This is a genomic window from Marinibium conchae, from assembly GCF_015595035.1.
Taxonomy (GTDB): domain Bacteria; phylum Pseudomonadota; class Gammaproteobacteria; order Enterobacterales; family Alteromonadaceae; genus Glaciecola.
In genome coordinates this window covers 832012-844623 of sequence record NZ_JADNRN010000002.1, presented here as the reverse complement: position 1 = coordinate 844623, position 12612 = coordinate 832012, and the positions used below count along the sequence as shown (strand labels likewise).

The window sequence follows — 12612 nt, the reverse complement described above, 5'->3', positions numbered from 1 at the left end:
AGAATTGAACAATAAGCCGTAAAGTATTGCTCACCGAAATCGCCTCGATCCGTCCTCTAGCCTGAGATACAAAAAAGCACCATATTCTGCGCAATACTCTGGCTGACAAATGGAGATATTTAATTGTTGCGATACAAGCTTTTGATATACATAGGATAAACCACCAGTCATAAAAACTGAACGTCCTTTGTGTAATTCATTTGCCTTTATAATATGGGTGAGATAATCAGCACCTTGGCCAATAAGACTTGTCGCGAGCTCGCTTCCGTTTTCGAACAATTTTACAACAACTGGGGCTAACTCTGCATAGTCTTTCGCTTGTTTTGAAGACCAAATAGCGACAACTTCCTTAGCCGCATTACGATTGTTAGCAATACCCATGGCAGCTAAGAGCTGCTCAGTGAAAAACACATCTGTTAGTATTCCGTCTAGTGTTTGTAGCAACAATCTAATGGCATGCAAGCCTAAAAACGCCCCACTTGCGTCGTCTCCCAAGCGAAAGCCATGCCCTCCATATTGAATAAGCTTAGCGGTATTGCGGTTTACTGAAGAGTGAGGCAATAACTGCCCATGACGTTGCCCATGAAAGTGCCCTATCACCGAGCCTGTACCCACAATAATTAAAACGCATTCTTCACCTTTATTAGCGGCTAAGCACGCGGCCTCTAGATCACTAATCAGTGTAAAAAAGTGATATTGCTGATCAAGCTCAAGTGATTTTTGCGCTTCTAAATATTGTGCAAAATTACCTTGTGCAATACTGGTCTCAGCACCTGCACAGGCAGCACAAACCATTATTCGATTTTTACTTAAGTGTTCATACCCTCTAAGTCGTGCCGATGTGATTAGCTCATTCAAGACGAACTCGATATTATGAATTGCCGAGTTAAAGTCAGAGAATACATTTGCTGGCCCAGCTAAAGCTTCAGTAACAACAACCCCACTTGCGGTATACAAAATACCTTTGCATTTTGTGCCACCGGCATCGATACCTGCATACAACAATTCGCTTGAGTCATGCGTGCTCATTTAACGATAAACTCTCGGAACCCTTGCCGATACGCGGGTCATGAGCTCATAAGCTATTGTACCTACAAACTTAGCAACATCATTAATATTGAGTTTTTCACCCCACAATTCTACTCGTGTGCCTACCTCAACCGTATCGAGATCGGTAACATCGAAGGTAAGCATATCCATCGAAACTCGACCAACCAGTTTAGCGATATGCCCGTCGAAATAAGCTGGTGTTCCTGAAGGTGCGTGTCGAGGGTAGCCATCAGCATAACCCAGTGCAACGGTTGCAATTCTACTTGCTCTTTTCGCCACCCATGTAGCACCGTAGCCAACAGCTTCACCTTCATCAATCTCTCTGATGGCAATTACCTGAGACTCCAATGTCATTACGGTTTTCAAATTCGGCACAATTTGTTTGTTTTCAAATGGAGAGCTGCCGTACAAAGAGATACCCATGCGGTTATAATCTAGCGCAGCGCTGGGAAGGGCAATATTGCCAGCAGAGTTAGCAATAGAGAAATGTTGATGTCTATTTGCCATCAGTGTCAGAAATGATTGAGTTCGCGTTAAAGCATCGTCAATCTCGGGTTCGTCAGCTCTCGCTAGATGCGTTGTTATAACGGTATTTGCAGAAAATATGTGAGGATAAGCTTTGGCCAGCTCATCATACTCTGCGCACGGAAGTCCTAGTCTATGCATGCCCGTGTCGAATTTTACCCAATGACGGTCGTCAGTTAGCTCACCGTTTTCAATGCGTTTGTTTACCCAATTGAGTTGTTGTTCCAGATGTAACATCCACACTACATTCAAATGCTTAGTTAGCTCACATTCGTGTTCTTCATGTGGCCCTTGCAAAACAAGAATGGGGGACTCAATGCCAGCCTCTCTTAGCTCAAACACTTCGTCTAAAAACGCGACCGCAAACATACTGGCTTTAGCATCCAGTTTTTTTGCAACTTCCACAGCGCCATTGCCGTAAGCATTTGCCTTAACAACGACGACTTGCTTGCTGTTCGGCGCATGCGCGCACATCGCTTCATAATTGTCTTCGAGAGCACTCAAATTAATAATTGCTCGAGTTTGTCTGGCCAAAAATCACTCCCTTTCTTTCAAGTCAAGATACTAAGCTATTGCGACTTGTTTTTCACCCTGAATAATGGGTTAATGAATCACATAAATAGATAATAAAAATAACAACATTACTATGATTGACCAGTTCTCATTAATAGATTGGCTCATTTTTGCAGCTTACGCACTAATCCTTATTGTTAGCGGCTATATTTATAATCGTCGAGCGGCTACTGCAAACGACTACTTCCTGGGTGGTAAGTCAATGCCAATGTGGGTTGTAGCCATTTCTGTACTGGCTACCTCGCAAAGCGCAGCGACTTTTTTGGGTGGCCCAGACCAAGGATATCGTGGTGATCTTAGTTACCTAGCTACAAATATTGCTGGCTTCATTGCAGCCTTCTTTGTTGCCGCGTTCTTAATGCCGAAGTTCTATCAGCACAAAGTTTATACAGTATATGAGCTACTGGCTCAGCGCTTTGGAGACAGTGCAAAATATCAAGCCGGCTTGGTATATCTTATGGGAAGGTTATTTGCCAGTGGCGCTCGTTTATACATGGCTGCTATCGCCATCGCTATGATCTTATTTGGTGATATTGAGGCATCTAGCGTCATAATATCCATCATTCTTATCGCTACAATTGGTTTGCTATATACAGCTTACGGTGGTATTAAAACGGTTATTTACAGTGATGTAATCCAGTGTTTGGTGTATGTGAGTGCTGCCTTACTGGTACTAGGCTATCTGCTTTACAGTATTCCTGCAGACTTGAGCAGTATAATTGCTGCACTTGAATCTCCTGTCGATGGCTCGGCGTCTAAGCTCACCTTTATTAACTTTTCACTCGACTTTTCACCCTCGGGCGTATTTGGCTTTTGGTCAATCATCACCGGCTTTGTGCTACTCAATATTGCAGCATTTGGTATGGATCAGGACGTTACCCAGCGCATGCTTACCTGCAAAGACTCAAAGCAAGCAACCAAAGCCTTAACCTCATCTATTATCATGGGGATACCGGTTGTGCTTATTTTTGTCATTATTGGTATGTTGCTGTATGTCTATTACCAGCGCCCAGACCTGATGAGTGCCGCAGTGGCAAACGGCGAGGCACCAACACCGGAGTTTGTTGGACAAACCGTTACAATATTTATGTATTACGTTCTTACCGACCTTCCCAACGGGATCAAGGCTATTGTTACCATTGGTATCATTGCGGCGGCCTTATCCACTCTTAACTCAGGCTTAAACTCAATGTCGTCGGTTGCCGTGCAGGATATTTATCGAGGACTCATGCAACGTAAGGGTAAGCATTTGAGTGAAGAGCAGATGGTCTATGCTGGCAGAATCAGCATGATAATTGTTGCTCTTTGCTTAAGCGCAATGGCCGCATTGTGTTTTTATTGGCAGCAACACAGTGATATGCCACTTTTAGCTTTTGCTCTTAGCGTGATGATATTTTCATATAGCGGTTTATTGGGTGTCTATTTTACTGCGTTATTTAGCGAGCGTGGTTCACCAACATCAATACTTTTTGCCCTGATTATCGGCTTTCTCATTCCTGTTCTAATGCAACCCTACATTATGACCATTTATCTTCCTGAGCAATATCACTTTAGCCTCGGTTTTTCATGGCAACTCTTAATTGCAAGTACTGTTGCTACATGCATATGTTTACTAGGAAATAAGCGTATTCCTTCTGATGCAGACTCTGCGAAAAGCACAAGCTCGAAAAAGGATGCGTCTCATGCCTAAGTATGCGAAAACCCCCATTGATAAAGCGCAAATTGCAGCCGTAACACCGAATAAACTAGGCGCAATTGGTACGGAAACTCGAAATAACCTGTCGAATAACATTGATTTAATGACAACAGAAGAGATGCTTAGACTTATTAACAGCGAGGATGCAAAGGTTGCTTTGGCCGTGGAAAAAGCCATCCCCGACATCACTAATACTGTCGACCTTGCTGTTACGTCACTACAAATAAATGCACGAGTGATTTATGTAGGTGCAGGAACAAGCGGCCGCTTAGGTATCTTAGACGCTGTTGAATGTAGGCCAACATTCAGTGTTGATGATAATATTTTTGTTGGACTGCTTGCTGGCGGCGAGAAGGCATTGATACATGCGGTGGAAGGCGCCGAGGATAATGCTCAAGCCGGCGCAAACGATCTTGCTAGCATCAATCTTTGTGAGGATGATCTCGTGATTGGTTTGGCGGCTAGTGGCAGAACACCCTACGTAATTGGTGCTATAGACTATGCCAACAGTCTAGGCTGCAACACAGCATGTATAATCTGTAGTCCAAATGGAGAACTATTAAAGCACGCCAAAGTAGGCATAGTCGCTGATGTTGGTGCAGAGGTACTTACCGGGTCAACTCGCATGAAATCGGGAACAGCGCAAAAGCTCATATTAAATATGATCAGCACGGCGAGCATGATTAAAATGGGTAAGAGCTTCGGGAATCTTATGGTTGATGTAAACGCCACCAACGACAAACTAGTTGCTCGCGCGCAAAGCATTGTAATGCAAGCAACGGATTGCGACGTAACGCTCGCTAAACAAGTACTTTTAAAATCAGACAATAACGCGAAATTGGCAATTCTTAGCATCCTTACAGATAGCGATATTGATACCTGTAAAAATTTACTTAAACAAGAAAATGGCTTTTTAAGACAGGCCTTAGCGCAAGTAAAGCTTAGGCGCTAAAAATTCGAAGCTGTATAAAAAGCCCTATTTTTCATAGACTAAGACTTTAGCGACACAAAAAGTCATACGTGGCACTGTGTAAAATTAAGTGCTCTTTTTTGCGTATTTATACTTGCTTAATAAAAAAGCAAAGCATAGATTGGTATTACAATTCGCGGCTTCATATAGAGGGAATGATGGCAACCGACGAAAATTCTATATATACCGATTTACGACATTATCAGTTACCTGAGCTCAACAAACAAATACTAAGGCCCGACGATATACAAGTACATTTAGCTGATTTAAGCGCTAGGAAAAAGCTTCGCTCTGGCGTTATCGGGCATTCATTTCTAAATCAAGATATTACTCAATACTCGATTGGTCATGGCCCACTTACTATCTGTGCTTGGAGCCAAATGCATGGCGATGAGGCGACTGCAACCGCTGCTTTGCTCGATTTCTTGAACTTACTCACTAGCGAGCAGTCGTTGTTAAAGGATGATTGGGCAAATAAAATCACCTTGCACATACTTCCCATGGTGAACCCTGATGGCGCAGCTCAAGGCACCCGAGAAAATGCTCAAGGCATTGATATTAATCGAGATGCATTGAACTTGCAGACACCAGAGGGGCGCTTGCTAAATAAATTTATCGATGTGAATAAAGCTGACTACGCATTTAACTTACATGACCAATGTGATTACTATGGCCACAAAGCTGTAGATGCTGTAACAACGAAGGAAGCTAATCATGCCAACGAACTGATTAGCCCTGTGAGCATTGCTTTTTTGGCTCCTCCCTATAATGCTGAAAATAGCGTAGACCACTCGCGTTATAATGCCATGCAACTTATAGCAGCGCTCACGCAATCTTTAAACCCATTAGTGAGCGGGAATATCGCCAAATATGACGATGAATACTCTGAACGATGTTTTGGAGAACAGACTGCAGCCAAAGGTATTAGCACTATTCTCATCGAGTCTGGGTATTGCGCCAATGATCCAAATCGCCAACTTGCTCGACTTGCCAATTTGTATGCACTGGTATTTAGCTGCAACTACTTATGTGAGACGCTCCCTAAGGCAAAACAATCCGCTCCTGAAGGCTACACAGCAATACCGCATAATATAGAAAATGCTTGGGTAGACCTCGCTTTACGAAAACTTACCCTTTACTCTTATTTGAAGCAATCATATAGGGTGGACCTCGGTATTAGAAAGCTTTCACGCTTTGACGATTCGAGGGTTGTATACGACATTGGTGATTTGCGAAATTATGGCGCTGAGAGAGACTTCGATGCTAGCGAATATGAGTTTCAAGCAGGTCAATCCCTCTTAGTTGAAGACGAAATTCACTTAGACAAAGCATCCTATATAGCGCTTCTAAAGAAAGGTCAAAATCATTTTGTGGGCAACAGTTCGCTCATTAATAATGTAAGTGGCCTACCCATTGTTTGTAACCCGAAGGAGTGGCATGAAGACGAACGACTATTGCGAAATGTGCAAGCAAACGGATTACTCTTGAAAGACAAGCGTATTACCCATGCTTTAATCAACGGTACCTTAATAGACTTAGAAGACGAGGAGCTTTTTAAACATCCGGGAAATTAAGCCTATTATTTGCTAAGTAGCCCTGCCCTTGCTAGATTTAGCGTGCATATTTGCATAAGAACAGAGCCAAACCAAAACATTCATGCGCAGCAAGGGAATTACAGGGAATATTGATGCTACATAAGGTAAGTACTTCACGCATTTTGACTATCATCGCAACGCTCGGCATTTGCCTAATGCTTGCCAGTTGTCAATCTCTATCGCAGAAAGCAGCGATTGAGCAGATGCCCTCGAAGAATTACAGTTATCGCGTAAAATCACTGATAATGCATTTCACTGCTGTGGATTTTCAGCAGTCGGTAGAGGCTTTGGTGAACGAAGGTAACGTGAGTTCTCATTATCTCATCCCTGCATTAAACGACCCTACGTACCATCAAAAAAAAATCAAGATATTTCAATTGGTTGATGAAACTGAACGAGCCTGGCATGCAGGCGTCAGTTATTGGCAAGGACGTTCTGGCCTGAACGATCACAGTATCGGTATAGAAATAGTCAACCAAGCTAGTTGTGAAGAGGCAACCGTAATTGATGCCTCAGATGATTCGATAGCACCACGCATTTTAGGTGCTGAAAAAGACCGCGACTTGTGCACATTCCCTGATTTCGAAGAAGCACAAATCCAAGCTCTGATTGAATTGACTAAAGACATACTGAGTCGCAACCCGGATATTACACCTACTGCTATCATTGGGCACTCAGATGTTGCGCCGTCACGCAAAAACGACCCCGGGCCGCGTTTCCCTTGGTATCGATTATATCAAGAGGGCATTGGCGCTTGGTACGACAAAGAAAGTTTTACACGGCATTGGCTTGAGTTTAATCAACAGCCGCCTAGTCTGTCGCTAGTACAGAAAGCCCTGTCGAGCTATGGCTACGGCATCACGGTAACCGGTATCAATAATCAAGAAACAATAGATACGCTCTCGGCTTTTCAGATGCACTTTTTACCTTGGCAAGTTACAGGTGAACTGAATAATCAAAGTGCGGCGGCAGTATTTGCCTTGCTTGATAAGTATTTTCCACTGCACTATCAAAATATTTATTCGCTTTACCAAGATGAATTATCGGCTGGCCAAAGAGCTCGTGGTAATGCCATCGGTGATAATGATGCCATAACCGAGAGCCTGCAAGAAGACAACTCACAAAATCACCTAGCTTTACAAAGTAGCTCGGTCAACAACGTGCTGGAAGGTCTGCAAGGTCAGATAAATCAAAGCTTTTACAATCAGCCGGATGAGGCGATGGACGCTAAAGGTCAGACGAATCTGCTGCGAAATAAGGCGATCTTTCTAGCTTATGAGGGCCAAGGTGAGCTATTCCTTAGCTCTGACTCAGCAATTTCAGCCGATGTTCACATTAACGGCGAGAAAATCCAACTTGGTACGATAAATAACCAAGACATTAATCGCTTGCCATTGGGCAAGCGCACAAGAAATGGCGTGAATATATTTAGTATTCGTAATATCAAACCTCAAGATGCAAGCATACATGTTCGCATACCCTTTCCTACTGTAAATGCTCTTGGCAAGAGTCAAAGCTCGCATAAAGCGATTTTTGACGGCGTTGATAGCTATATCAAGCAAAGTATCTTGCCTGTATTTCCTGGTATCAACATAGCAGTAGTTCACGAGGGTAAGCTGATAAAACATGAGAGTTATGGTGTCGCGCGCCGTTTCGATGACAATGGGGCGCTGCTTGCAAACAGCGAAGTACTCACTCAGCAACACATGTTCGATCTGGGGGAAACTACACAAGCCTTCGCAACAAACCTAGCGATAATGAAGCTTGTGAGCGAAGGTAAAATAGACCTAAATAAGGCCTTGCACTATTATCTACCTGAATTTAAAGGTAAGCATCGTGAAGCCATAAGTGTTAAAGACTTACTAGCGCACACATCTGGCTTTAGGGAAGCCCCCGACTTTTACCGCGCTGATAACGATTATGGTCCCTACTTTTATTCTCAGAATCCAGCCAAGACCAAACGTTTATTGCTCACAGCCGTCGCACCAAGCGCACCTTTGGGTAGCGCTCAAACTGAGAGTGAAATTAATCTTATGCTGCTAGGGCTGTTAATAGAAAGAGTCAGTGCAGCGCCGCTGGATGATTACCTGCAAAGCAACATTTACCAAGCTTTAGGATTGCAACATACGCTCTTCAGTCCACTGAAAAAAGGCTTCGAAAAATCTCAATTTGCAGCCACAGCGCCAGCAACTCAAATGCCTAATGGCACAACTCGCTACCCAAATCAGCGAGAGTACACCTTGCAAGGTGAAGTCGAAAACCCAAATGCTTTCTATGCCATGGGCGGTGTTTCAGGGCATTCAGGGCTTTTTTCAAACACTCACGACTTAGCTGTACTCGCGCAGGTACTATTGAATGGCGGTGGATACGGAAATATCGAAGTATTCACCCCCAGCACCCTTCAAGTATTCACATCAGCTTCTGCGCGTGCAAATACGCTTGGCCTGGGCTGGCAACTTTACGGAAATGCAGAGCGGACAGCGCAATTTGGTCCCTTTGCGAGTAACGCAAGCTTTGGATATGCCAGCCCCAATGGCACATCAGTTCTTATTGATCCGAAGCACGACTTAGCGATTATCATACTCAGCAATAAGCATCATTCAATAAGGCAGCTAGCACCTGACAACAGTGGTTCAGACGCAAGTTTGAATGAGCAAACGTTCTTCGGCGAATTACATGGCCTCATTTATGAAGCTTTATTAATAAATAACAAAAAATAAAAGGTGTTACACATGGATTGGCTCACAATATTGCCACCGCTGGTAGCGATTAGCGTTGTACTTTGGAAAAAAGAGGTTATTTTAGCGCTATTGTTGGCTGTGCTTAGCTCCGAGCTGCTACTCGCCATAACTACTAATCAAACGCATTGGCTAAATACCCCAATAAATACAATAGAACGTATTATTACTACCGCAGGCAATGGCAGCACAACCCGTATTCTTGTTTTCAGCTTGCTGGTTGGTGCACTTTTAGCCTTCATTCGCGACTCTGGTGGCGTAAGCGCAACAGTAAATCGTTTAATTGGCAGCGGCTTCGTGAACTCCAAGAAACGTGTCGGCGGCGTCACCATGTTTACAGGTATGGCTATTTTTATTGAATCGAACTTAAGTGTGCTGACTGCCGGTATCTTTGCAAGAGGCCTATTTGACAAGTATAAAATGAGTAGAGCTCGACTTGCCTATATTATAGATTCAACTTGCGCTCCTATTTGTATACTCATCCTCCTTAACGGATGGGGAGCCTATGTTCTGGCTTTAATCAGTACTTACGATCTTAAGCAAGACGCCATTTCAGTTCTTTGGGGCACTTTACCTTACAACATCTATGCATGGCTTACCTTGGTTGTTGTAGGCTATACTATCATCAGTGACAAAGTGCATGGTCCGATGAAAGAGGCCGAACAGAATCTCGAATCAACTAACACCCAGATAGACGCTAGTCCCGCTACTAAATCGAGATTTATGATTGTGCCCCTATTGGTCATGGTTATTGGCATGTTTGCTTTTATGTTACTTACTGGTAATGGCGATATAACTCAGGGGAGTGGCAGTAAATCAGTGCTCTACGCCACCTTTCTAGCCGGTGTAGTTGCCTACCTACAATTACTATGGAATAAGCGCTTTAACCATCAAGAGTCTTTAAAAATTGGCTTTAATGGCATGGGGGAATTGCTTCCACTGGTCACAATCGTGTTATTGTCAATTGCGCTTGGTGCGAGCTTGAAAGAACTGGGTACAGGCCTATTTGTATCGAGTATTGTTGGTGAGCACCTTCCTCTGATACTTGTAGTGCCAATGCTTTTCATTGCTGGTGCCATAATGTCATTCACTACTGGAACGTCGTGGGGAACCTTTGCGATACTCATTCCAATTGGTATGCCATTGGTAGCAAGCCTAGGGCTACCGCCATCACTGGTATTAGCCGCTATTCTAGGTGGCGGGATATTTGGCGACCACTGCTCGCCTATCTCAGACACTACTGCCGTGTCGTCCTTAGCTGCAGGCTGCGACATACTTGAGCACGTAAAAACGCAAATGCCCTACGCGCTATTTGTCGGTGCAATTACAATTGCCGCTTATCTTTTATTGAGTGTGCAAGTATTCTTCTAGCTCGCAAACAATTGGGTTTTATCTGCAAAGCCTTTGAACTCAAGAGCATTGCCAGAGGGGTCAAGTAAGAAGAAAGTACCCTGCTCGCCTACCTGCCCTTTAAAACGGATATAAGGTGCTACAACGAAAGATTGACCTTTTGCTGACAAATACGCGGAAACACGCTCTGCGAGAGACTCCCATTCAGGCATATTTAACACCACACCAAAGTGAGGCACTGGCACCGCTTTACTGTCTACTTGATTGTAATTTGGTTGAGGCGGCATTTTTGCAACTAGGTGCGTAACAAACTGATGACCAAAAAAATTCCAGTCTATCCAATGCTCACTGCTGCGTCCCATTTCGCAGCCCAACATGCCAGCATAAAATTCTCTGGCATGCTCTAAGTTTGTCACTGGTACCGCAAGATGAAAGGGTGTCAATTCTTCGTTCTTCAACATCAGGTGTTCCTTTAACGGTGGAGATTACAGAGTTGATAAGCTTATAAAATAAGTCTCGCCAAGCACTTAAAGCTACATAACTACATACCTACACAAAAGTCATCTTATCACTATAAACGCTTTAACATCATCAGCTTAAGCTTACTAAACGGGGCATAACGCACAGCAAAATCAAAACGAAAACCACGCTTCATCACTGCTTTTTGATGGCTGAAAGTATCGAAGCCAGCCTTACCGTGGTAACTGCCCATACCACTTGTGCCAACGCCACCAAAAGGAAGTTCGTGGTTAGCCAAAAATATATTGGTATCATTAACACAAATAGAGCCGGCACTGATATCTTCAATAAAACTTGTTTCAAAGGCTTTATCAGATGTGAACAAGTAAGCAGCAAGCGGCTTTGGTCGTGATTTTATGAAACTCGTCATACTTTGTTTCGACTTAAAAGTAAGTATTGGTAGCAAGGGTCCAAATATTTCTTCTTGCATGATACTCGCATCCGTCGCGGGCTGAATCACCACTGTTGGCTCAATATAGCAATCAGCAACATCATGTTTGCCACCGTGAATTACATTTACACCGTCAAGATAACTGATCAATCGAGCACAATGGCGCTGATTTATAATTCTTCCGTAGTCTTTGTTAGCTTTAGGCTTTTCAGAATACTGCTTCTTTATTTCTGCAATGAGAGCTTGGCTAAAGTCGGCCAAATACTTTTCTTCAATCAACAGATAATCAGGTGCAACACAGGTTTGCCCCGCGTTCATCCACTTACCCCAGACAATACGGCGAATTGCTACTTCGAGGTTAGTTTCGCCGTCAACAACACAGGGGCTTTTACCACCTAACTCTAAGGTAACAGGCGCAAGATGTTTTGCAGCAGCAGTCATCACAATTCGACCCACCTGCTCACCACCCGTATAAAAGTACTTGTCGAAGGGCATCGCAAGCAACTCAGTAGTTTCGTCTTTCCCACCTTCTTGTACTCTAAAGGCTGTGTTATCGAGATATTTAGGTATTAATTTGCTCAAAAGCTCTGAGGTAGCTTCCGATAGCTCTGAGGGTTTTATTACCGCGCAGTTACCTGCGGCAATAGCAGCAATTAATGGGGTGACAACTAACTGAAAGGGATAATTCCAAGCCCCTATTATTAAGGCAACTCCTAGGGGCTCAGCTATAACAAAACTCTTACTGGGCCATGCAACCATGGGGGTAGAGACTTTTTTGGGTTTCATCCACGACTTCAGCTTTTTAATGTTGTCATCAACGTCGTGTATTGAATAACCAATTTCTGTAAGCCATGCCTCTGAGTCACTTTTTCCAAGATCGCTGTGCAGTGCCTTTGTGATTTCTTTGGTATTTTCAGTAAGAAGTTTCTTTAAGGCCGTCAGCTGAGCAATGCGCCAATCGTAAGCTTTAGTTCTGCCGGAGGCAAAGGTACGCTTAAGCGGCTCAATACTCTCTACTGAAAGCGACTCAGCACTTGCGAAAAAGGAAGCGTCGAGGGAGCTCTCACTGTGTATATCATTTGAGGCTTTCCCACTAGAAGCATCGCTGTCGGTATGATTGTGAGTGGAAGATGATGTTGACGCTGATTCCGTCATGAACGTGTCCTTAAAGTTACGTATATGCTTTGATAGTAGCAAAGCTTCTG

General features: G+C 43.6%; 9 protein-coding genes. 5 read left to right on the top strand and 4 right to left on the bottom strand.

Going from position 1 to position 12612, the window contains the following annotated elements; genetic code table 11:
• Window positions 1-30: 30 nt before the first annotated feature.
• Both ISG33_RS11450 and alr read right to left on the bottom strand, forming a co-directional pair.
• Window positions 31-1029, bottom strand: coding sequence for a glucosamine kinase nucleotide-binding domain-containing protein (locus tag ISG33_RS11450; RefSeq protein WP_195733709.1), 999 nt, complete (start codon window positions 1027-1029; stop codon window positions 31-33).
• Window positions 1030-2109: an alanine racemase gene (gene alr / locus ISG33_RS11445; protein WP_195733708.1), complete on the bottom strand. Its 1080-nt coding sequence runs from the start codon at window positions 2107-2109 to the stop codon at window positions 1030-1032.
• Between the two features lie 112 nt (window positions 2110-2221).
• On the opposite strand from alr, the gene ISG33_RS11440 reads away from it, so the two are divergent.
• From ISG33_RS11440 to ISG33_RS11420, 5 genes are all read left to right on the top strand, one after another.
• Window positions 2222-3838 carry a sodium:solute symporter gene (locus ISG33_RS11440; RefSeq protein WP_195733707.1) on the top strand — a complete coding sequence of 539 codons (1617 nt, stop codon included), beginning with the start codon at window positions 2222-2224 and terminating at the stop codon, window positions 3836-3838.
• Entirely contained in the window at window positions 3831-4796 is a 966-nt protein-coding gene (murQ, locus tag ISG33_RS11435; RefSeq protein ID WP_229333549.1) for an N-acetylmuramic acid 6-phosphate etherase, read from the top strand. Before ISG33_RS11440 ends, murQ begins: the two co-directional genes overlap by 8 nt.
• Before the next feature lie 173 nt (window positions 4797-4969).
• Window positions 4970-6388: a M14 family zinc carboxypeptidase gene (locus ISG33_RS11430; protein ID WP_195733706.1), complete on the top strand. Its 1419-nt coding sequence runs from the start codon at window positions 4970-4972 to the stop codon at window positions 6386-6388.
• Window positions 6389-6501: 113 nt separating this feature from the next.
• Window positions 6502-9129 carry a serine hydrolase gene (locus tag ISG33_RS11425; protein WP_195733705.1) on the top strand — a complete coding sequence of 876 codons (2628 nt, stop codon included), beginning with the start codon at window positions 6502-6504 and terminating at the stop codon, window positions 9127-9129.
• A gap of 12 nt (window positions 9130-9141) precedes the next feature.
• Window positions 9142-10518, top strand: coding sequence for a Na+/H+ antiporter NhaC family protein (locus ISG33_RS11420; RefSeq protein ID WP_195733704.1), 1377 nt, complete (start codon window positions 9142-9144; stop codon window positions 10516-10518).
• Here ISG33_RS11420 and ISG33_RS11415 read toward each other — a convergent pair.
• Window positions 10515-10958 carry a VOC family protein gene (locus tag ISG33_RS11415; RefSeq protein WP_195733703.1) on the bottom strand — a complete coding sequence of 148 codons (444 nt, stop codon included), beginning with the start codon at window positions 10956-10958 and terminating at the stop codon, window positions 10515-10517. The two genes, ISG33_RS11420 and ISG33_RS11415, sit on opposite strands and share 4 nt — an antisense overlap.
• Before the next feature lie 110 nt (window positions 10959-11068).
• Entirely contained in the window at window positions 11069-12562 is a 1494-nt protein-coding gene (locus ISG33_RS11410) for an aldehyde dehydrogenase family protein (protein WP_195733702.1), read from the bottom strand.
• Window positions 12563-12612: the final 50 nt, after the last annotated feature.

Bases quoted from the DNA above. Each gene is read 5' to 3' on its own strand.
- ISG33_RS11450 (WP_195733709.1), bottom strand. From the start codon at position 1,029: ATGAGCACGCATGACTCAAGCGAATTGTTGTATGCAGGTATCGATGCC.
- ISG33_RS11440 (WP_195733707.1), top strand. From the start codon at position 2,222: ATGATTGACCAGTTCTCATTAATAGATTGGCTCATTTTTGCAGCTTAC.
- murQ (WP_229333549.1), top strand. From the start codon at position 3,831: ATGCCTAAGTATGCGAAAACCCCCATTGATAAAGCGCAAATTGCAGCC.
- ISG33_RS11430 (WP_195733706.1), top strand. From the start codon at position 4,970: ATGATGGCAACCGACGAAAATTCTATATATACCGATTTACGACATTAT.
- ISG33_RS11425 (WP_195733705.1), top strand. From the start codon at position 6,502: ATGCTACATAAGGTAAGTACTTCACGCATTTTGACTATCATCGCAACG.
- ISG33_RS11420 (WP_195733704.1), top strand. From the start codon at position 9,142: ATGGATTGGCTCACAATATTGCCACCGCTGGTAGCGATTAGCGTTGTA.
- ISG33_RS11415 (WP_195733703.1), bottom strand. From the start codon at position 10,958: ATGTTGAAGAACGAAGAATTGACACCCTTTCATCTTGCGGTACCAGTG.
- ISG33_RS11410 (WP_195733702.1), bottom strand. From the start codon at position 12,562: ATGACGGAATCAGCGTCAACATCATCTTCCACTCACAATCATACCGAC.